Genomic DNA, 22,610 nt, shown 5'->3' on the forward strand with positions numbered 1-22,610 from the left:
AGCAGCCCCCTGCAATCTCAGTTGCTCACCGCCTGAAAGCTCCCTTTACGGCTAGCTTCATACGCGGTCTTGTCCATCGGCTTGGCATCGGGGTTACCCAGGTCTTCCATCGCCAGGCGATGGGTTTCCGGGGCGATGTACGCTGCCAGGGCACACACGCAGGTGATGAAGAACGCCAGGCTACCAACCACCAACGGGATGTTGTCCGAACCGGGCGGGGCTACCAGGGCGAACAGCGCCGGCAGCATGGCGGTCAGCATGGTGCCGATGTTCTGCGCGATGGCCATGGCCGAAACACGGTAGCGGGTGTGGAACAGCTCTGGGTAGAAGCTTGGGAACACCGCGTTGTAACCCTGGTACACCATGCCCCACATCACGATCGACGAGGCGAACGCCAGCGGTACGTTCTGGATGCTGATCGCATACAGGTAGACGAAGGCAAGCAGGCCAGAGCCCAGGCAACCGGCGATCATGGTCGGGCGACGGCCAATCTTGTCGGACAGGTTGCCGACAAACGGAATCACCAGCACCGCGACGATGTTGCCGACTACCGGAATCCACAGGTACACGCTCTTGTCGAAGCCGATGCCATAGGCCGGTTGCACCGCGTAGGCCGCACCGAAGATGGTAGCGACCACCGGGATCACGTTCATCAAGGCCATGAACATCACCAGCACCATGTGCTTCCAGCTGTGGCGGAAGGCCTCGCTGATCGGCGACTTGGCGACCTTGTCCTGCTTCTCTTCCTTCACGAACGCCGGGGTTTCGTGCACTTCCTTACGGATGATGAAGCCGGCGATCAGCACGAAGGCGCTCAGCAGGAACGGAATGCGCCAGCCCCAGTCGTTGAAGGCTTCGCTAGGCATGAAGTAGGCCAGTGGCAGGAACACTGCCGCCGCCAACACCTGGCCAGCCTGCACGCCTTGCAAGGTGAAACTGGCGTAGTAGCCCCGTCGACCGAACGGTGCGTGCTCCATGATCATGGAACTGGCTCCGGAGATTTCCCCGGCCACGGCAAAGCCCTGGACCAGGCGCAGCACCACCAGCAACGCCGGGGCGAGCAGGCCGATGTCGTGGTAGGTGGGCAGCAGGCCAACGGCCATGGTCGACAGGCCCATCAGGAACATGCACAGCAGCAGTACGTTCTTGCGGCCGCGGGTGTCACCCCAGTGGCCCAGCACGAAGGCGCCGACCGGGCGCGCCAGGTAACCCACGCCGTAGGTGGCCAGCGAGGCGATGATGGCCATTTTCGGGTCGGTGTTGGGGAAGAAGATCTGCGGGAAAATCAGCGCAGCAGCCTGGGCGTAGATGAAGAAGTCGTAGTATTCGAGTGCCGAGCCTATCCATCCACTGGCAGTCGCTTTCTTGGCTTGAGAGCTGGAGTGAGCCATCGTTGTCTCCGTTGTTATTGTTGTTTGCACAGGTTCCGCCGGAGATTCGCCAAGGCAGGAGGCGAGGGTCGGTGTGCCTGCGTCTGTGGTTCATGTTGACCACGGGCCAGTGGGCTGGCAATTCGCTAAAACCGGTTTTGTTCGATAATCGAACGCAAAACTAACCATTCCGTACAAAGAGATTGAAGCGACGACTTTACCTGCGAATAATCGATCGTGCCAGGAACTGTGGCGCTGATTTTCCAGGTCCTGCCCTGGCCTTGATCCTCTAACAACAAGGAACTCCCGCCATGCAGCGTTCGATCGCTACCGTGTCCTTGAGCGGCACCCTGCCGGAAAAGCTCGAAGCCATCGCCGCCGCCGGTTTTGACGGCGTCGAGATCTTCGAAAACGACCTGCTCTATTACGCCGGCAGCCCGCGCCAGGTACGGCAGATGTGCGCCGACCTGGGTATTGCCATCACCCTGTTCCAGCCGTTCCGCGATTTCGAGGGTTGCCGCCGCGACCGCTTGCAGAAGAACCTCGACCGCGCCGAGCGCAAGTTCGACCTGATGCAGGAACTGGGCACCGACCTGGTGCTGGTGTGCAGCAACGTCCAGGCCGATGCCCTGGGTGAAGAGCAATTGCTGCTCGACGACCTGCGCCTGCTGGCCGAGCACGCTGGCAAACGCGGCCTGCGCATTGGCTACGAAGCCCTGGCCTGGGGCCGCCACGTCAATACCTACCAGCAGGTCTGGAACCTGGTGCGCCAGGCCGACCACCCGGCCCTCGGGGTGATCCTCGACAGCTTCCACACCTTGTCGCTCAAGGGCGACCCGAGCGCGATCCGCGATATCCCCGGCGACAAGATCTTCTTCGTGCAAATGGCCGACGCGCCGATCCTGGCCATGGATGTGCTGGAGTGGAGCCGCCACTTCCGCTGTTTCCCGGGGCAGGGCGAGATGGACATGGCCGGTTTCCTGGCGCCCATCCTTGCCACCGGCTACCGCGGGCCGCTGTCGCTGGAAATCTTCAACGACGGCTTCCGCGCCGCACCGCCCCGGCAGAATGCCGCCGACGGCCTGCGTTCGCTGCTGTATCTCGAAGAGCACACCCGCCTGCGCCTGGAGCAGGAAGGTACCTCGATCGAGCCCGGCGTGCTGTTCACCCCACCGGCGGCCAGTGCCTATGACGGCGTAGAGTTCCTCGAATTTGCGGTCGACGAAGCCGTCGGCGCGCGCCTGGGCAGCTGGCTGAAGCGCCTGGGCTTTGCCGATGCCGGCAAGCACCGCAGCAAAGAGGTGCAGTTGCTGCGCCAGGGCGATATCAACATTGTGCTGAACGCCGAACCCTATTCCTTCGGCCACAACTTCTTCGAGGCCCACGGGCCGTCGCTGTGCGCCACCGCGCTGCGGGTCAAGGACCAGCAAGCCGCCCTGAAGCGCGCCACCGCCTTCCGTGGCCAGCCATTCCGTGGCCTGGTCGGGCCCAACGAGTGCGAAGTGCCGGCGGTACGTGCGCCAGATGGCAGCCTGCTGTACCTGGTGGAGCAGGGCACTGCCGGCCAGACCCTGTACGACACCGACTTCAGCCTGGACAAGAACGCCACCGCCACCGGCGGCCTGCGCCGTATCGACCACATGGCCCTGGCCCTGCCGGCCGAGTCGCTGGACAGCTGGGTGCTGTTCTACAAGAGCCTGTTCGATTTCGAAGCCGATGACGAAGTAGTGCTGCCGGACCCGTACGGCCTGGTCAAGAGCCGCGCGCTGCGTAGCCAATGCGGCACCCTGCGCCTGCCGCTGAACATCTCGGAAAACCGCAACACCGCGATCGCCCATGCGCTGTCCAGCTATCGTGGTTCGGGCGTGCACCACATCGCTTTCGATTGCGACGACATCTTCCGCGAAGTGGCGCGGGCCAAACTGGCCGGGGTACCGTTGCTGGAGATCCCGCTGAACTACTACGACGACCTGGCGGCGCGTTTCGATTTCGACGACGAGTTCCTCAGCGAACTGGCCTACTACAACGTGCTGTACGACCGCGATGCCCAAGGCGGCGAGCTGTTCCACGTGTATACCGAGCCGTTCGAAGAGCGTTTCTTCTTCGAGATCATCCAGCGCAAGGGGGGGTATGCCGGTTACGGTGCGGCCAACGTCGCGGTGCGCCTGGCAGCCATGGCCAAGGCCCGCAGCGGGGCGGCGCGCAAGCCGGTCCTCTGAGCCCGGCGCGGTCCCTTTAGGAGCGGCCTTGCAGCCCGTCGCGACACAAGGCCGCTCCTACACCGACCGCGTATGCTTCAAGGGCGTTCGGCCACCAACAGCAGCGACTGTGGCAGCGCACTCTGGGGGTGCTGTGGCTCCTGCAGGCTGACCAGCCGCAACCCTGCCATGTCCAGCGCGTTCAGCCAGCTGGCCAGGGTGCGGAAGTACCACGGCATCACCTGCCAATCCCCGCCGAACCCGGCAAATGACTCTTCCCGCCAGCCATCCTGGTAATCGCCATCCGCCACGCTCCACGGGTGCAGGGTCTGGATCACCAGCGCACCGCCGGGCGCCAGCAAGGCATTCATCGCCACCAGCAGCGGGATGATGTCCTGCTGCAACAGGGCGAAGTTGGCACAGATCAGGTCATAGTCCTTGCCAACATAGGCTTGCCCGGCGGCCAGCTGTGCATAGCTGGCCAGGTGCACCTCGGCGGAACCCGCAGCACGCGCGGCATCCACCAGCGCCCGGTCACCGTCCACACCTACCGCCTCGACACCCCGGTCGCCCAGCGCGCGCAGCAGCCAACCTTCACCACAGCCCAGGTCGAGCACCCGTTCGGGCTGGCGGCCAAGAATGGCCAGCAGGATGGCCTGGTCGGTAACCTGGCGACGGCTCTCGATACTGCCGCTGCGCACCGCATCGATCCAGGCCTGGGCGTTGTGCTGCCAGCTGTCGAGCAAGGCGTCTTCAGGGTTGCGCATGTTCATCTCCGTTGGGCGGGCGATGCTTCACTGTGCCCCGGTCAACAAATGGGTGGCAAGCCCCGCCAGGGCACAGGCTATCAACACCTGGATCACCCCACGCTTGTAACGGAACAGCGCCACCGCCGCCGCCAGCGCAATCAGCGCCGAAGGCCAGTCGAACCGCCCGTCGAAACCGGCCGGCCACAATACGTGGTAGCCGAAGAACAGCGCGAGGTTGAGGATCACGCCCACTACCGCCGCGGTTATCCCGGTCAGCGGGGCGGTGAATTTGAGTTCGTTGTGGGTCGATTCCACCAGCGGGCCACCGGCCAGGATGAACAGGAACGAGGGCAGGAAGGTGAACCAGGTCACCAGGCTCGCCGCTACCGCGCCGGCCATGAACGCCTGGTCGGTGCCGAACATGGGGTGCAGGTAACCACCGACGAAGCCGACGAAGGCCACCACCATGATCAGCGGCCCGGGGGTGGTTTCCCCCAACGCCAGGCCATCGATCATCTGCGTCGGCGACAGCCAGCCGTAATGGCCGACGGCCCCCTGGTAGACGTAGGGCAGCACCGCGTAGGCGCCGCCGAAGGTCAGCAATGCCGCCTTGGTGAAGAACCAGCCCATTTGCGTCAAGGTGCCTTGCCAGCCAAAGGTAGCCATCAGTACACCCATGGGCAGCAGCCACAGCGCGGCACCCACCAGCAGCAGGCCCAGCAGCCGCCCCCAGCTGAAGCGGGTGTGCTCTGGCGCCGGTGTGTCGTCGTCGATCACGGCCGGGCCCTGGCTGGCCCTGGTTGCGCCGTGGCCACCACCAGGCGCGAACTGCCCCGGTAGCAGCCGACCGCCGACATGGCCTAGCAGCGCGGCTGCCAGCACGATCAGCGGGAAGGGAACGTCGAGCGCGAAAATGGCCACGAACGAGGCCGCGGCAATGGCCCACAACCAGCCGTTTTTCAGGGCGCGCGTGCCAATGCGATGTGCGGCATGCACGACGATCGCGGTCACGGCCGGCTTGATCCCGTAGAAAATGCCAGCCACCACCGGCACTTCGCCCCAGGCCAAATAGACCCACGACAGGCCGATCAGGATGAACAGCGACGGCAGTACGAACAGGGTGCCGGCAATCACCCCGCCCCAAGTGCGGTGCATCAGCCAGCCAATGTAGGTGGCCAGTTGCTGGGCCTCGGGGCCAGGCAGCAGCATGCAGTAGTTGAGGGCATGCAGAAAGCGCCGCTCGCTGATCCAGCGGCGCCGCTCCACCAGTTCCTGATGCATGATCGCTATCTGCCCCGCCGGGCCGCCGAAGCTGATGAAACCCAGCTTCAGCCAGAACAGCAAGGCCTCGATCCGGCTGATGTGGCCACGCGTTTGCTCGGCGGCGCCTTGCAGGTGTTCCGTCATTTTCTTCCCTTGGTATTCAGCTGGCCGCAGCGCGCTGTCGCTTGATCCGGTACATATCGCCATCAGCATGGCGCAGCAGCATGTCGGCATCATTGCCGTCTTCGGGGAAACGGGCCACGCCAATGCTGCAGGACGGCGCTCCGATGCCTGCAAACTCGGCGCCGAGTGGCTCGGCCATGGCTGCCAAAATGCGTGCCACCTGCTCGGCAATGGCCTCTGGCGAGGCGTAGTCGGTCAACAGCACGGTGAACTCGTCACCGCCCATCCGCGCCACTGTATCGGTCGCCCCAACGCAACCTTCCAGGCGCCGCGCCAGAATGCACAGCACCCGGTCACCCACGCTGTGGCCGTGGTTGTCGTTGATATCCTTGAAGTCATTGATATCGATGAACAGCAACGCCAGCGGGTGGTTGTGGTGCCGGGCCGCGACAAGTGCGGTGCCCAGCCGCTCATTGAACATGGCCCGGTTGGCCAGGCGAGTCAGCGGGTCATGGTGGGCCAGGAAACGCAATTCTTCCTCGGCCTGGTGTTGGGCGGTGATATCCCGCGCTACACCAATGCGGGCATTGGCCTCATCGGACCAGGAGGCCGACCACAGGATATGCACGATACTTCCATCCTTGCGGATGTAGCGGTTACGGAAGTCGTAATGGGGTTGGCCGTTCATCACCCGTACGATCGACGCGCGGGTAATCGCCAGGTCGTCAGGGTGCATGTAGTCGGTGATCGGGGTGCCGATCAGCTCGCAGGCCTGGTAGCCCAGCAGCGCCTCGCAGGCATCGCTGACGAAAATGATCTGGTTGCCCCTGTCGACCACGAACACCGTGTCCAGCATCAGGTGGATCAGCCTGGGGTATAACGCTTGCAGGTCTACGGGCATGGGGCATGGCGTCCGCGGCGGGGTCACCGATCATAGCCTGAAATGGAACAAAATGCGGTAGGCGCCGCTGTGGGAGCGGGCCGCCGATAGTCAGTTGCTTACTACCAGTTCCGGCCCGAGGTAATCGTTGATCTGCTGGATATCGTCATCTCCCAGGCTGCCCACCGACGATGCCAGGCGCAGCCGCGACATCAGGTAGTTCAGCTTCGCCTCGAACAGGTCATGCCGGGCGTCAAAAAGCAATTCCTCGGCATTGAGCACATCCGAGTTGGTGCTGGTGCCGCCCTCCCTGAAGCCCTTGCGGGCCGAACGCAGCGAGCGTTCGTTGGATGCCACGGCCTTTTCCAGCGCCTGGATGCGCAAGGCGCCACTCTGTACGCCGCGGTACTCGCGGGTGGTGTCGGAGATCACTTCCTGGCGTGTGGCATCCAGTTCATCCAGTGCCTTGGAACTGTTGGCGCTGGCCTGGCGGGTGAGGGCGCTGGTGCTGCCACCGCTGTATAGCGGAATGTTCAGCTCCAGCCCGATCGAGCTGTAGTGGTTGCGCTGGTTCAGTTCGGAGATCGACTGGCTGCTGCCGGCGGTATAGCCCGCCACGAAATCCAGGGTCGGCCAGTGCCCGGCGCGGGCGCGTTTCACTTCTTCTTCGGCCAGCTCGTAGTTGTGCCGGCGCGCATGGATCAACGGGCTGTCGGCCTGGGCCTTGACCAGCCAGTCCTGCAGGTTGCCCGGCATCAGCGGCGGTGTGTTGAAGCCCGGCTGCAAGGTGGTCAGCGACTCCGGCGTTTCACCAATGTATTCCTCCAGCTTGCGGCGGGCGTTGACCAGGTTGTCCTGGGCCTCGATCAGGTCGGCCTCGGCCAGGTCGCGACGGGCTATCGACTCGTCGATGTCGGTGATGGTGCCGGCGCCCAGCTCCATGCGCCGCTTTGCCGACGCCAGCTGCTCTTCGAAGGCATTTAGCTTGGCCTTGGCCAGGGTGATGGTTTCGCTGGCCAGCAGCACGTCGAAGTAGGCGTCGGCCAGGCGCACCGCAGCGTCCTGGGTCTTGGCATCGAACACCGCCACGCTGTAGTCGGCACGTTGCTGGCCCTGATGGTACTCGGCCATCTTCTGCTTGTTGAACAGCGGTTGACGCAAACGCACGTTGGCGCCCTTGGAGTCATAGTCCAGGTCGTTGTCCCGTCCACTCTGACGCTGGCTGCCATTGACCTTGTTGAAGTAACCCACAGCGTTGATCTGCGGCAGCAGGCCGGCCTGGCCGATGGCGCGGTTCTCGCTGCCGGCTTCTTTCTCGTGCACCGCGGCGCGGTAGATCGGGCCTTGGTACTGCAGCAGGTCCCAGGCTTGCTTCAGGTCCATGGCACTGGCCTGTACGGACAACCCCAACAGGCACAACATCAGGCACGGGCGATTCATGTCATTGCTCCTTGAACGAGGCGTCCACGCGTTCGAGCATCGGCTTGAGCAGGTAGCTGAGCAGGTTGCGCTCGCCGGTCTTGATGGTGACGGTGGCCGGCATCCCGGGGCGGATATGGTTGCTGCCCAGCAGGGCCATGCCGTCCTGCGTCACTTCCACCTGGGCCAGGTAATACGGCTGCTTGCTTTCTTCGTCCATCAGGCGGTCGGCGGAGATGGTCTTGACCCGCCCCGGGATATTCGGCGTCTTCGCATGGTTGAAGGCCGGGAAGGCCAGGTCCACGTCCAGGCCCGGCACCATCTTGTCGATGGCCTGCACCGGGATCATCGCGTCCACCTGCAACGGCTGGTCGAGCGGTACCACCTCCATGATCTTGGCCCCTGGCTGGATGATGCCGCCGACCGTGGCGATGCTCAGGGCCTGGACCATGCCGTCGATCGGCGAGCGGATCACCGTATGGGTCACTTCGTAGTCCAGCGCGCGCAGGCGATCGGCCAGGGTGGTGTTCTCCTTGGCGGTATCGGTCAGCTGTGATTCCACTTCCTTGAGGTAGTCGTGCTGGCGTTGCAGGATGCGCAGCTTGATCTCGGTGGCCTGGCTGCGCGCCCGGGCAATGTTGTTGAGGTTTTCGGCCTGACCGGCGGACAGGTCGGCATTGTTGCGCTCCAGCTCCAGCAGGCGGTTGCGTGGTACATAGCCTTCGGCGGCCAGCACGCGTGTGCCTTGCAGTTCCTGGTTGAGGAAGCCGATCTGCGAGGCGCGGGCGCCATACACCTGCTGCAGGCCCTTGAGCTGCACCGCCGTGGCAGCCAGGTTTTCCTCGAGGATGCTCAGTTCGCCAGCCAGGCCCGCGCGGCGGGTGTCCAGCAGGCGCTGTTGCAGGTCCATGGCTGCCAGCAGGCGCGGGTCGCCGCCGTAGTGCTTGAGCAGGGCAGGGTCGAAGGTGACCTGGTCGCGGCCATCGCGCTCGGCTTCCAGGCGGTTCTCCACGGTCTTGCTGACGATGTACTGGGCACTGACCGCACCCTGTTCGGCCACCGCGCGCAGGGCGTCCAGGCGTACCACCTCCTGGCCTTTCTTCACAACATCGCCTTCACGCACCAGGATCGCCTCGACCGTGCCACCGGTCAGGTGCTGCACGGCCTTGCGGTTGCTGCTGACCTTGACGGTACCGGTGGCGACCACACCGGCATCCAGCGGCGCCAGGCCCGACCACAGCAGGAAACCGCCAAAGCCGGCGACGACCAGCCACACGCCCCAGCGTGCCGGCCGATGAATGTCCAGGTCGATCTCGTGGCGAGCCTCGGCGGGAATCAACTCGGTGTGTTGGGTCATCTGCATGATCGGTCACTCCCGTACTTTTACCGACGCCAGCGGCGCAGCGGTCGCCGTCGGGATAACGCTGGCCTTGCGCAGCGCCGCGAACACTTCGTCGCGGCTGCCGAGCATGTGCACGGCACCGTCACGCAGCATCAGCACCTTGTCGACCGCGCACAGCACATTGGGCCGGTGGGAAATCAGGATTACCGTGGCCCCGCGTGCCTTGAGTTCGGCCAACGCATCGACCAGGGCCTTTTCGCCAACGTCATCGAGGTTGGCGTTGGGCTCGTCCAGCACCACCAGGTTCGGCTCGCCATACAACGCGCGGGCCAGGGCGATGCGTTGCTTCTGGCCACCGGACAGCGGGCTGCCGTCGGCTGCCAGTCGGGTGTCGTAGCCCTGCGGGAAGCGCAGGATCATGTCGTGCACACCGCTGCTGCGGGCGGCGCGGATCACTGCTTCGCTGTCCACTTCGGCAAAGCGTGCGATGTTTTCGGCGATGGTGCCCTCGAACAACTCCACGTCCTGCGGCAGGTAACCGAGCCACGGGCCGAGTTCGGCCTTGTTCCAGGTGAAGATGTCGGCGCCGTCCAGGCGCACCTTGCCGGCCTGGGTCGGCCACACGCCTACCAGCAGGCGGGCGAGGGTGGATTTGCCCGAAGCCGACGGGCCGATGATGCCCAGGCTTTCACCCGGGACCAGGCTGAAGCTGACCCCGCGCACGATGCTGTTGCTGGTGCCGGGAGCTCCGGCGACCACGTTTTCCACGGCCAGCATGCCCATTGGCCGTTGCAGCGACATGCTTGGTGGCCGCTGCGGGTAGTCGTGCAGCAGGTCGTTGAGCCGGCCCCAGGCGCAGCGGCTGCCTTGCAGTTGCTTCCACGCGGCGATCACCTGTTCTACCGGGGCCAGGGCGCGGCCGGTAAGGATCGAGCAGGCGATCATCATGCCGGGGGTGATCTTGCCTTCGATCGCCAGCAGTGCGCCGGCGCCAAGGATCACCGATTGCAAGGTAATGCGCACGAAGCGCCCGGTGCTACTGATGATCGCCGCGCGGTCGGAGGCCAGGGTCTGCATCTGCAGGATGCGCAAATGGCCCTGAAACCAGCGCTTGCCGATCGCTGGCAGCATGCCCATGGCTTCGATCACTTCGGCGTTGCGCAGGTTGTTGTTGGCATAGCTGGCCGACGACAGGGCTGCCTGGTTGGCTTCGGCCAAAGGTTTTTGCGTGGCCTTCTCGGTGAGGTAGGCCAGGCCCACCAGGATCAGCGAACCGATCAGCGTGATCAGCCCCAGCAGTGGGTGGATCAGGTAGCAGACCAGCAGGTAGATCGGTGTCCACGGGGCATCGAAGAAAGCGAACAGGCCGTTGCCGGTGAGAAACTGCCGTACCTGGGCCAGGTCCTGCAAGGCCTGGGCCGGGTTGCCGCCGGCGCGGCTCAGGTTGCGTTCGAAGGCAGCGCTGAAGATGCGTCGGTTCAGATCCATGTCGAGGAAGTTGCCAACCCGGATCAGTACGCGGGTGCGGACCATCTCCAGGGCCGACATCAGCATGAACAGGCCGATCACCAGCAAGGTGAGCATGGTCAGGGTGGTGACGTTGCGGCTGACCAGGGCGCGGTCGTACACCTGCAACATATAAATAGCTGGCGTCAACATCATGACGTTAATGACACCGCTGAAGGCGGCAAGGGCAAAAAAGCTGCGGCGCAGGCGGAACAGCACGTCGGCCAGCTCGGAACGGGTGCGTGGCGGCTTGTGCATCGGGGGCCTCCCTTTATCACAAACGGGAAGCCCTTGCGGCGGCCCGTACAGCGGTAGTTGTGGCTTCTGGTCGGCTCGCAGGCGGGTCGCTCTGAGGGCGAATGGTCCAAAACGCTGCGCTGCTCCCACATACTGGAGCGTAGGTTGCAGTGAAACACTCGGTAATATCTTTTTGCTCTATAAAATCTTTGAGCTTTTCATAAGTGCCGTGAAAACAGTAAGTTGTATAGCATTGTCATCGTTGCATGAATTTTTGACGGGATATTGACAAGGTTTTCTTCTGCGACTTTAGTCTGATGTATTCGGGCCCTGTGCGAGCTGGGGTCGATGTGTGTGCGGTGCCTACCTGTATCGCACCATTTACAAGGTTCCCGCCGTTGCTGTGGGAGCCGGCTTGCCGGCGATGAGGCCAGTGGCGATAACGCAGCACCGTAGTGCCCAACTGCCCCAGAACCCAGAATCAGAACTGCGCACGTCACATTGACTGGGCGCGGGAAGGACCCTGTTGCCCTGAGTCATCTCCCGACAGATCGAGGGCAATTGAAATGGCAGATTTCAGCAAGTCGGACCTGGAGTTCATCCTTCAGCAGATCTTCATCGCCGAAGCGCATGCCGATGGCGCCAGCCTGATCGACCTGCTGCCCAACAGCCAGGTGCCGTTCGGCCTGCGTACCGTGGACGGCAGCTACAACAACCTGGTGACCGGGCAGAGCGAGTTCGGCGCCGCCGACAATTCGTTCCTGCGCCTGCTCAGCCCATCCTTCACCGGCGACTATGCCGGCACCGGCACGGTCATCGACTCGCAACCCCGCACCATCAGCAACCTGATCGTCGACCAGACGGCGAACAACCCGGCAGCGGTCGAAGCCAATGGCGGCGCCGCCCCGGTGATCAGCCCCGGCATCGACGGGGTATTCGGCACCGCTGACGACACGGAGGTGTTCTTCATCCCCAACGTGTCGCCCGACGTCGGCCTGACCGCCGGCTTCAACGCCTGGATGACCTTCTTCGGCCAGTTCTTCGACCACGGCCTGGACCTGGTTACCAAGAGCAGCACCGACGTCGTGTTCATCCCGCTGCAGCCGGACGACCCGCTGTACGTCGAAGGCAGCCCGACCAACTTCATGGTGCTGCCGCGCGCCGTGCGTACTGCAGGCGCCGATGGTGTGGTGGGTACTGCCGACGATGGCCAGACCAACACTACCTCGCCGTTCGTCGACCAGAGCCAGACCTACAGCTCGCACCCCTCGCACCAGGTGTTCCTGCGTGAATACACGCTCAATGCCGCAGGCGACCCGGTAGCCACCGGGCGGTTGATCACCAACCGTGACCTGGGCGCCGATGGCCGCTTCGGCACCGCCGACGATGGCAATGGTGAAAGCGGTGGCATGGCCACCTGGGCAGTGGTCAAGGCCCAGGCCCGTGACCTGCTGGGTATCAACCTGACCGACGCCGATGTGCACAGCGTGCCACTGCTGGCCACCGACCCCTACGGCAACTTCCTGCGTGGGCCCAACGGCATGCCGCAGGTGGTGATGCGCGTGAACAATGGTGCCGACGGCATTGCCGGTACCGCCGACGACGTCACCACGCTGGTCGAAGGCAACCGCGACGCGCCTATCAGCCTGGCCAATGCCGTGAGCACCGGGCATGGCTTCCTTGACGACATCGCCCATAACGCCGCGCCGGTGATCGTGAACGGTGTGCTGCAGGCCGACGCCGATATTGCCGTCGGCAACGCGCAGCCAACCGGGCCTGGCGGCAATAACCTGACCTATGACAACGAACTGCTCGACGCCCACTACATCGCCGGCGACGGCCGGGTGAACGAGAACATCGGCCTGACCGCCGTGCACCACGTGTTCCACTCCGAGCACAACCGCCTGGTGCAGCAGACCAAGGACACCCTGCTGGCCGCCGGCGACCTGGCGTTTCTCAACCAGTGGCTGATCGATGATGTCGCTGCCATCCCCACCACGCCCGCCGAAATCGCCGCGCTGGTATGGGACGGCGAGCGGCTGTTCCAGGCTGCCAAATTCGGCACCGAAATGCAGTACCAGCACCTGGTGTTCGAGGAGTTCGCCCGCACCATTCAGCCGCAGATCGACGAGTTTCTCGCCCCCAACGGCTATGACACCTCGATCGACCCGGCCATCCTCGCCGAGTTCGCCCACGTGGTTTACCGCTTCGGCCACTCGATGCTGACCGAAACCGTCGACCGCTACGACCCGACGTTCGCCACGGTGAATGACGACCCGCAGCTGGGCCTGATCGCTGCCTTCCTCAACCCGCTGGCATTCGCCGGCAGTGGCGCCACTGCCGATGAAGCGGCCGGTGCGATCATCCGCGGTGTCACCCGCCAGTTGGGCAACGAAATCGACGAGTTCGTCACCGAAGCGCTGCGCAACAACCTGCTCGGCCTGCCGCTGGACCTGCCTGCGCTGAACATCGCGCGTGGCCGTGACACCGGCATCCCCACCCTGAACGAGGCGCGCCGCGAGTTCTACGCCATGACTGGCGACAGCCAGCTCAAGCCCTACATCAGCTGGGCCGACTTTGCCGACCACCTCAAGCACCCGGCGTCGCTGATCAACTTCATCGCCGCCTACGGTACCCACGCCACCATCACCGGGGCGGACACCGAAGCGGCCAAGCGCGCCGCTGCCGTGGCGCTGGTGCTTGGCGGTGACGGCGCGCCAGCAGACCGCCTGGACTTCCTCAACGGCACCGGCGCCTATGCCAACGTGACACTGGCCGGTGCCGACGGCATCGCCGGCACCGCCGATGACATCACCGGGGTGACCGTGACCGGTGTCGATGCCATCGACTTCTGGGTCGGCGGCCTGGCCGAGAAGAAAATGCCGTTCGGCGGCATGCTCGGCTCCAGCTTCAACTTCGTCTTCGAAACCCAGCTGGAAGCCCTGCAGAACGGCGATCGGTTCTACTACCTGTCGCGTACGGCGGGCATGAACTTCGGCACCGAACTGGAGAACAACTCCTTCGCCAAGCTGATCATGCTCAACTCCGATGTCACCCACCTGTCCAACACCGTGTTCCTCACGCCCACCTTCACCCTGGAAGTGGACCAGACCAAGCAGTTCACCGGCCTGGGCGCCGACGGCCGGGCCGACCCGACGGGCGGCATCATGATCAACGGTGTCGAAGTGGTGTCGCAGGTGATTCGCGACAACCCCGATACCGTGGGCACCGACACCAACTTCTTGCATTACACCGGCAAAGACCACGTGGTGCTGGGCGGCACCGCTGGCAACGACATCATCATTTCCAGTGAGGGCGACGATACCCTCTACGGCGACGCCGGCAATGACACCCTGGAAGGCGGTGCGGGCAACGATGCGGTGCTGGGCGGTGCCGGTGATGACATCATCACCGACTCCTTCGGCGACAACCGCCTGGAAGGCAACGATGGCAACGACGTCATCGTTGCCGGCAGCATGCTGGCGGCCGGCAACCTGATCCTGGGCGGCAACGGCCAGGACTTCATCATCACCACCGAAGACATCAGCACCACCTTCGGCGGCCAGGGCGACGACTTCATTCTCGGCGCCAAGACCAACCTGCCACCGACCGGCAACGAGGGTGACGACTGGATCGAGAAGGGCACCCAGGACGGTGCGCCCGGCGACAACTTTGCGCCGCTGCTGGGTGACGAAGTGGTCGGCAACGACATCTTCGTCGGTGGTGGCGGCTTCGACGAAATGATAGGCGAGGGCGGCGATGACATCTTTGTCGGCAGCGATGCCCAGGACAAGATGGATGGCATGTCCGGTTTCGACTGGGTTACCAACAAGAATGACCAGGTCGGCGTCACCGTCGACCTGACCCTGGCCGCCCTGGCTCAGCCTCATGGCAACGCACCGAACCAGAACACCGGTATTTTCAACCCGGTCGGCGCCTCGCCGGCCTCCATCCTCGACCGCTTCGCCGAGGTCGAGGGCGTGTCCGGTTCGAACTTCGCCGATGTGCTCAAGGGCGATAATGTCGATGCCGTGACCATCCTCAACCATGGTGGTGCTACCGGTAGTGCGCTGACCAACGTGGCGCTGATCCGTGGCCTGCAGCAGTTCCTGGCCGATGCCGGGTTGCCGACCACCGGCTTTGCCACCGGTAACATCATGCTCGGCGGCAACGGCAGCGACCTGATCGAAGGCCGTGGCGGTGATGACCTGATCGACGGCGACAAGTGGCTCAACGTGCGCATCGCCGTGTACGCGCCGGGAGACGTCAACCACACCGGCCCTGAAATCGCCAGCTTCGACAGCATGGTCGACATGATTCCGTTCATGCTCGACCGTACCTACAACCCTGGCCAGCTCAAGGCCGTGCGGGAAATCCTGCCCGGCACCTCGACGGGTGGGGCGGCGTTCGACACGGCGGTGTTTTCGGGGGTGCAGAGCGAGTACACGGTGACGCAGAACACCAAAGGTACGCTGGACACTTCCGATGACGTCTGGACGGTGACCGACAACGTGGCCGGCCGCGATGGCGTCGATACCCTGCTGCACATCGAGCGCCTGCAGTTCGCAGACAGCCAGCGGGTGCTGGTGGAAGGGCTGAATGCGCAGCCTGTCGGCAGCCCGACCGTTACTGATAACAACGGCGGCGCGATTACCGTGGGTGACCTCCTTACGGTAAACGTGGCCGGCGTGCGGGATGCCGACAACATCAGCGCCGGCAACCCGCTTGGCACGCTCGCTGACCGTTCGGTGTCGTACTACTGGCAGTTCGAGGCCACCCCGGGCAGCGGTGTGTTCGAAGACATCATCCTGCTGCCGGCAGGCGACCTGGCGTTCCAGAGCGCCGACGGCACCACGTTCAAGGTGTCGCCGGACCTGGCCGGGTTGTCGTTGCGGGTCAAGGCGATCTACCAGGACGCCCATGGCACCACCGAAGTGCTGTTCTCCCAGCCCACCACCGTGGTGCAACCGGGCGCGCCTGTGGTACCGACGCCAGCCACGCCGGTGGTGGATGCCACGGCAGGCGGTGCCGGGCTGCACATGGTGCGCTCCGACCTCAACTTCATCCTCGAGCAAATCAAGATTGCCGAGGCCGACGCCAACGGGGCAGACATCCTCTCGCTGCTGCCCAACATCCGTGCGCCACTCGGCCTGCGGGCGGTGGATGGTTCGAACAACAACCTGATGAACCTCAACGGCATCAACAACACCGAGTTCGGTGCGGCCGATAACGTCTTCCCGCGCGTGACCGACCCGGTGTTCAACCCGGCCGAAGGTGCACCGGCCGGCTTCTTCGGCCCTGGCTCGCCGGCCATTCCGGGCTCGTCGTACCAGCAGACCAGTGGCCCGGTATTCGACTCGCAGCCGCGCACCATCAGTAACCTGATCGTCGACCAGACCTCCAACAACCCGGCGGCCTATGCCACCGCGTATGATCCGGGTGCGGACGGCGTGCTCAACTTCGGCGTCGAGGGCAATGACGACGTGCTCAAGGACGGCGTGCGCATCGTCGCCAGCCCGGGCCTGGACGGCCAGTTCGGCACCGACGACGATCACGACGTTTACCTGTTCGAGAACACCGCCGCCGATGCCGGCCTGTCCGCGCCGTTCAACGCCTGGATGACCTTCTTCGGGCAGTTCTTCGACCATGGCCTGGACCTGGTCACCAAGGGGGGCTCGGGCACCATCTACATCCCGCTGCAACCGGATGACCCGCTGTACGTGGAGGGCGGTTTCACCAACTTCATGGTGGTGACACGTGCGACCAACCAGCCTGGGCCGGACGGCGTGCTTGGCACGGCCGACGACATCCACGAGCACACCAATACCACCTCGCCGTTCGTGGACCAGAACCAGACCTACAGCTCGCACCCCTCGCACCAGGTGTTCCTGCGCGGCTATGTGCTGACTGACGACGGGCCTATTGCCACCGGCCGGTTGATCACCAACCGGGACCTGGGCGCCGACGGCCGCTACGGTACCGCCGACGACACCGAAATTGGTGGCATGGCGACCTGGAAGGTGGTCAAGGCCCAGGCCCGTGACGTACTGGGCATCAACCTGACCGATGCCGATGTAGACAACGTGCCGCTGCTGGCGACCGATGCCTACGGCAACTTCATCAAGGGGCCCAACGGCTTCCCGATGGTGATCATGAAAGGTGCCGACGGCATTGCCGGCACGGCCGACGACCAGCAGGTCGAGGGCAACCCGCTGGCGCCGATCAGCCTGACCAACGCCGTGCGCACCGGTCACCAGTTCCTTGCCGACATCGCCCACAATGCCGTGCCGGTGTTCAGCAATGGCGTGCTGGTGCCTGATGCTGATACCGATGTCGGCAACGCCGTGCCGGTGAACCCGCAGACTGGCGCCAACCTGGCCTACGACAACGAGCTGCTCGATGCGCACTACATTGCCGGCGACGGCAGGGTCAACGAGAACATCGGCCTGACCGCCGTGCATGCGATCTTCCACTCCGAGCACAACCGGCTGGTGGCGCAGACCATGGACACCGTGCTCGACTCGGGTGACCTGGCCTTCATCAACGAGTGGCTGCTCAACCCGTTGAGCGCGCTGCCGGCCAACCAGGCCGAGATCGATGCACTGGTGTGGAATGGCGAGCGGCTGTTCCAGGCCGCCAAGTTCGGTACCGAGATGCAGTACCAGCACCTGGTGTTCGAGGAGTTCGCCCGTACCGTGCAGCCGCGGGTCGACTTGTTCTTCGCCCCGACCCAGGTGTATGACGTCGACCTCGATGCGTCGATCGTGGCCGAATTCGCCCACACCGTGTACCGCTTCGGCCACTCGATGCTGACCGAAACCGTCGACCGCTTCGACGTCGACTTCACCGTCATCAGCGACCCGGCCAGCGCCAACCCCGACCAGCAACTGGGCCTGATCGCGGCGTTCCTCAACCCGCTGGCGTATGCCGCCAGTGGCGTCACCCCCGAGGATGCCACCAGCGCCATCGTGCGCGGGGTAACCCGCCAGGCCGGTAACGAAATCGATGAGTTCGTCACCGAGGCGCTGCGCAACAACCTGCTCGGCCTGCCGCTGGACCTGCCGGCGATCAACATCGCTCGGGGCCGCGACGTCGGTATCCCTTCGCTGAACGCAGTACGGCGTGATATCTACGCGCAAACCGGCGATACCCAGCTCAAGCCGTACACCAGCTGGGTCGACCTGGTACAGCACCTGAAGCATCCGGAGTCGTTGATCAACTTCATCGCCGCCTACGGCACCCACAGCACCATCACCGGGGCCACCACGTTGCTGGAGAAACGCGCGGCGGCCATGGCCCTGGTGTTCGGCGGCGACGGCGCTCCAGCCGATCGCCTGGACTTCCTCAACAGCACCGGCGCCTACGCCAACGTCACCCTGCCTGGCAAGGATGGCGTGCTCGGCACCGTCGATGACCTGCGGGCGGTCACCGTGACCGGGGTCGATGCCATCGACCTGTGGATCGGTGGCCTGGCGGAGGCGAAAACCCCGTTCGGCGGCATGCTGGGCACCACGTTCAACTTCGTGTTCGAAAACCAGATGGAGAAACTGCAGGACGGCGACCGCTTCTACTACCTGGAGCGCACCGCCGGCCTGTCGATGAACGCCGAGCTGGAAAGCAACTCGTTCGCCAAACTGATCATGGCCAACACCTCGGCCACCCACCTGCCGGGCCTGGTGTTCTCCGACGTTGGCTTCTACCTGGAAGTGGACCAGAGCAAGCAGTTCAACGAAGGCTTGGGCAATGCCGACCCACTGGGCGAAAACGGCGAGCAGGTGGTGTTCCGCGACAGCCCGCTGACAGTAGGCCCGGACACCAACTACATCCGCTATGCCGGTGACCAGCATATCGTGCTGGGTGGCACCAACGGTGACGACATCCTGGTTTCCAGCGAGGGTGACGACACTGTCTGGGGCGATGGCGGCAACGACCGCATCGAGGGTGGCGACGGCAACGACCAACTGCGTGGTGGTGCCGGCGACGACATCATCAGCGACATGGGTGGTGACGACAACATCCAGGGTGGCGACGGCAACGATGTGCTGCACGGCGGTAATGGCATCAACCTGATCATCGGCGGTTTCGGCAACGACTTCATCGTTACCGGTGAGGACGCCTCCGAAGCCATTGGCGGCCAGGGCAACGACTTCATCCTGGGCAGCAAGGCCAACGAGCAGGACATGGGCAACGAAGGTGACGACTGGATCGAGAAGGGCACCTCGGACGGTGCGCCTGGCGACAACTTCGACCCGCTCGGCAACGACCCGATCATCGGCAACGACGTGTTCATCGGTGGCAACGAGAACGACAAGTTCAACGGTGAAGGCGGTGACGACATCATGGTCGGCAGCCTGGGCTTCGGTGACCGCTACATCGGTGGTTCCGGCTACGACTGGGCAACCTTCAAGGGCCTGGCCCAGGGCGTGACTGTCGACTTCAGCGACCGCTTCTTCGATGTGCCGCCGGTACCGGGTTCGGGCGCGTCTGCGCTGGTGCGCTTCGACATCATGGAAGGCCTGTCGGGGTCGGCTCATGGCGACTTCCTGCGTGGTGACAGCGAAACCTCTGCCACCTTGCCGACCAATGGCGCCAACGGCAGCGTACTGACCAACATCAGCCTGATCAACGGCCTGTCCAGCCTGCTGGCCGCCGGTGCAACGTTCTACGATGGTGGCAACATCATCCTCGGTGGCAGTGGTAGCGACCTGATCGAAGGCCGCGGCGGCGACGACATCCTCGACGGTGACAAGTGGCTGAACGTGCGCATCAGCGTGCGGGCCAACAGCGACGGCACCGGCCCGGAAATCGCCAGCTTCGACAGCATGGAGCCGATGGTGCCGCTGATGCTCAATGGCACCTACAACCCGGGCCAGCTGGTGATCGTTCGCGAAATCCTCAACGGCACCGACAGCTACGACACGGCGGTGTACTCCGGGGTGGCCAGCGACTACAGCGTGGTGGTCGATGGCAACTCGGTGATCGTCACCGACTCGGTGGCCGGGCGTGATGGTGTCGACCGCCTGACCGGCATCGAGCGCCTGCAGTTCTCGGATAGCTCGCAAGCATCCGGTGTGGGTACCGCCGTCAACGCCGGCCCCACCGGCAGCCTGGTGATCCTTGACGCTGCCACCGGCGTGCGTGACGACACACCGGTAAGCGGCCAGCTGCTGCGGGTTACCCCGCTGGCGGTACATGACGCGGACAATGTCAGCGCAACCAACCTGACCGGTGCGATCACCGGCCCGGTGGCGTACTACTGGCAAGTAGAGACCCTGCCAGGTTCGGGGGTCTATGAAGACATCACCTTCGTTGCTGCCGGCGAGGTTTCGCGAGCTGTCGGTACCACCTACCGGGTCACGGACGATGTGGCGGGGCTGAACATCCGCGTACGCGCGGTGTACCAGGACACCAAGGGCACGCTGGAAATCGTCGATTCGGCGCCGAACAACGCGCCGACTGCCGGGCCTACCGTGACCGGGCTGCTGGTGCAGAACCAGACGCTCACCGCCAACCCGGCAACCATTGTCGATGCCGACGGCCTGAGCAACCCGCGGTTCACCTTCCAGTGGCAGTCCAACCGGGGTACCGGCTGGGTCGACATTGCTGGCGCCATCAACAGCACCTTCCTCCTTACCCAGAACCAGGTGGGGCAGAACATGCGGGTGGTGGTCAGCTACGTGGATGACTTCGGTGTACAGGAAAGCATCGCCTCCGACATCCTCGACCCGGTGGCCAACGTCAACGATGCGCCCACTGGTGCCGTGCTGATCAGCGACACCACGCCAGACCAGGGCCAGACGCTGACCGCGCTCACCGGCAGTATCGCCGACCTGGATGGGCTGGGCGCGTTCAGCTTCCAGTGGCAGCAGAACATTGGCGGCACCTTCAGCAACATCGCGGGTGCCACTGCTGCAACCTTCACTCCGGGCTTCGAACAGGGTAACCGGCAGTTGCGGGTGGTCGTGAGCTACACCGACGCCTTCGGCACCCTGGAAACGCTGACCTCGGCAGCGACTGCGGCGGTGGTGCCGCCGCCAGGCGTGGTGCTGGTCGGTACTGCCGGGGCCAACACCCTGACCGGTGGTGCGGGCAACGACACGCTCTCGGGGCTGGGCGGCAACGATGTGCTCAACGGCCTCGGCGGCGCCGACCAACTGTTCGGCGGTGATGGTAACGACATCCTCAACGGGGGTAACGACCCCGACAGCCTCGACGGCGGTGCCGGCAACGACACCCTCAACGGCGGGCTTGGTGCGGATGCCATGGTTGGCGGTGCAGGCGACGATACCTTCGTGGTCGACAACCTCGGCGATACCGTGAGCGAGGCGCTGAACGGCGGTGTCGACCTGGTGCAGACCGCCCTTGCCAGCTACACCCTGGGTGCCAACGTCGAAAACCTGACCTTTACCGGGGCAGGCAACTTCACGGGTACCGGCAACACGCTGGCCAACACCATCACCGGTGGTGCTGGCAATGACCTGCTCGATGGCGGTGCCGGTATAGACCGCCTGGTCGGTGGCCTGGGCGACGACACCTATGTGGTGGACAACGCCGGGGATGTAGTGGTCGAGGCTACGGCTGCCGGTACGGATACCGTGCGTGCCACGGCGGCCAGCTACACGCTGGGTGCCAACGTCGAGAACCTGACCTATATCGGGGCGGGCAACTTCACCGGTACCGGCAATGGCCTGGCGAACGTCATTACCGGCGCGGCGGGTAACGACACCCTCAACGGCGATGGCGGCAACGACCAGTTGCTCGGTGGCCTGGGCACCGACACCCTGAACGGTGGCGCTGGCGACGACACCCTCGACGGCGGTGCCGGCAACGACTCGCTGTTCGGCGATACCGGCAACGATAACCTGCAGGGTGGTGCCGGCGATGACAACCTTGACGGCGGCAACGGCGTCGATGTGCTGCAGGGTGGCGATGGCAATGACACGCTGTTTGGTGGCGTTGGCAATGACACCTTGCAGGGTGGTGCCGGCAATGACTTCCTCAACGGTGCGGCGGGTAACGATACCGTCGTGGGCGGTGCCGGCGACGACACGATGATGGCCTCCGACGGCAATGATGTCTTCCAGTTCGCTGCCGGCTTCGGCAATGACCTGATCATCAACTTCGACGCAGTCCCGCAGGGTGGCCAGGACCGGCTGGATATCTCTGCCCTCAACATTACCGCTGCCACCTTTGCCGCCAACGTCACCATCGCCGATGTCGGCAATGACACGCTGGTCAGCATCGGTGCTACCGACTCCATCCGCCTGGTGGGGGTGGCGGATGCAACCACGGTGACCGTAGCGGACTTCAACCTGGCAGGTTGAGGGCCTGGGAGGACGCAGCAAGGGCCGCTCTGCGGCCCATTCGCGGGCAAGCCCGCTCCTACAGGGATATCACTGCCCTCAGGCTTGGTGATACCCCTGTAGGAGCGGGCTTGCCCGCGAAGAGGTTGGTTCAGGCAACAGATAACTCACAGATACCCCACAATACTCAGCCCTGTGGTGAACCTGTGGGAGCTGGCTA

9 protein-coding genes are annotated in these 22,610 nt (G+C 64.2%); 2 read left to right on the forward strand and 7 right to left on the reverse strand.

The features are described from left to right. Positions 1-17: 17 nt before the first annotated feature. The gene (locus NY023_RS10940; RefSeq protein ID WP_013972058.1) at positions 18-1,391 is read right to left on the reverse strand and encodes an MFS transporter; all 1,374 of its coding nucleotides are present in this window, start codon (positions 1,389-1,391) and stop codon (positions 18-20) included. Between the two features lie 290 nt (positions 1,392-1,681). Between NY023_RS10940 and quiC the strand changes: the two genes are divergently transcribed. Further along, positions 1,682-3,589, forward strand: coding sequence for a 3-dehydroshikimate dehydratase QuiC (gene quiC / locus NY023_RS10945; RefSeq protein WP_013972059.1), 1,908 nt, complete (start codon positions 1,682-1,684; stop codon positions 3,587-3,589). Between the two features lie 77 nt (positions 3,590-3,666). Here quiC and NY023_RS10950 read toward each other — a convergent pair whose 3' ends face one another. The 6 genes from NY023_RS10950 to NY023_RS10975 all read right to left on the reverse strand — a co-directional run bounded on the left by NY023_RS10950 (position 3,667) and on the right by NY023_RS10975 (position 11,108). Beyond that, positions 3,667-4,335 (reverse strand): class I SAM-dependent methyltransferase, encoded by a 669-nt coding sequence (locus tag NY023_RS10950; protein WP_024086774.1) that lies wholly within the window; start codon positions 4,333-4,335, stop codon positions 3,667-3,669. A gap of 27 nt (positions 4,336-4,362) precedes the next feature. Then, the gene (gene chrA, locus NY023_RS10955) at positions 4,363-5,724 is read right to left on the reverse strand and encodes a chromate efflux transporter (RefSeq protein WP_013972061.1); all 1,362 of its coding nucleotides are present in this window, start codon (positions 5,722-5,724) and stop codon (positions 4,363-4,365) included. Positions 5,725-5,740: 16 nt separating this feature from the next. Further along, positions 5,741-6,604, reverse strand: a complete 864-nt coding sequence (locus tag NY023_RS10960) for a sensor domain-containing diguanylate cyclase (RefSeq protein ID WP_031325771.1) — start codon at positions 6,602-6,604, stop codon at positions 5,741-5,743. A gap of 90 nt (positions 6,605-6,694) precedes the next feature. Further along, the gene (locus NY023_RS10965) at positions 6,695-8,023 is read right to left on the reverse strand and encodes a TolC family outer membrane protein (protein ID WP_038409303.1); all 1,329 of its coding nucleotides are present in this window, start codon (positions 8,021-8,023) and stop codon (positions 6,695-6,697) included. Between the two features lies 1 nt (position 8,024). Continuing rightward, a complete protein-coding gene (locus NY023_RS10970; RefSeq protein ID WP_013972064.1) occupies positions 8,025-9,365 on the reverse strand; it encodes an HlyD family type I secretion periplasmic adaptor subunit in 1,341 nt (446 codons plus the stop codon). 6 nt (positions 9,366-9,371) lie between these two features. After that, positions 9,372-11,108 carry a type I secretion system permease/ATPase gene (locus tag NY023_RS10975; protein ID WP_013972065.1) on the reverse strand — a complete coding sequence of 579 codons (1,737 nt, stop codon included), beginning with the start codon at positions 11,106-11,108 and terminating at the stop codon, positions 9,372-9,374. Positions 11,109-11,653: 545 nt separating this feature from the next. Between NY023_RS10975 and NY023_RS10980 the strand changes: the two genes are divergently transcribed. After that, on the forward strand, positions 11,654-22,411 hold the full coding sequence (locus NY023_RS10980) for a peroxidase family protein (protein ID WP_316927897.1): 10,758 nt from the start codon (positions 11,654-11,656) through the stop codon (positions 22,409-22,411). Positions 22,412-22,610 lie beyond the last annotated feature (199 nt).

This window comes from Pseudomonas sp. NBB (assembly GCF_032701105.1).
In the GTDB taxonomy this organism is placed as follows: domain Bacteria; phylum Pseudomonadota; class Gammaproteobacteria; order Pseudomonadales; family Pseudomonadaceae; genus Aquipseudomonas; species Aquipseudomonas asiatica.

Bases quoted from the DNA above. Each gene is read 5' to 3' on its own strand.
- chrA (WP_013972061.1), bottom strand. From the start codon at position 5,724: ATGACGGAACACCTGCAAGGCGCCGCCGAGCAAACGCGTGGCCACATC.
- NY023_RS10940 (WP_013972058.1), bottom strand. From the start codon at position 1,391: ATGGCTCACTCCAGCTCTCAAGCCAAGAAAGCGACTGCCAGTGGATGG.
- quiC (WP_013972059.1), top strand. From the start codon at position 1,682: ATGCAGCGTTCGATCGCTACCGTGTCCTTGAGCGGCACCCTGCCGGAA.
- NY023_RS10975 (WP_013972065.1), bottom strand. From the start codon at position 11,108: ATGCACAAGCCGCCACGCACCCGTTCCGAGCTGGCCGACGTGCTGTTC.
- NY023_RS10965 (WP_038409303.1), bottom strand. From the start codon at position 8,023: ATGAATCGCCCGTGCCTGATGTTGTGCCTGTTGGGGTTGTCCGTACAG.
- NY023_RS10970 (WP_013972064.1), bottom strand. From the start codon at position 9,365: ATGCAGATGACCCAACACACCGAGTTGATTCCCGCCGAGGCTCGCCAC.
- NY023_RS10950 (WP_024086774.1), bottom strand. From the start codon at position 4,335: ATGCGCAACCCTGAAGACGCCTTGCTCGACAGCTGGCAGCACAACGCC.
- NY023_RS10960 (WP_031325771.1), bottom strand. From the start codon at position 6,604: ATGCCCGTAGACCTGCAAGCGTTATACCCCAGGCTGATCCACCTGATG.
- NY023_RS10980 (WP_316927897.1), top strand. From the start codon at position 11,654: ATGGCAGATTTCAGCAAGTCGGACCTGGAGTTCATCCTTCAGCAGATC.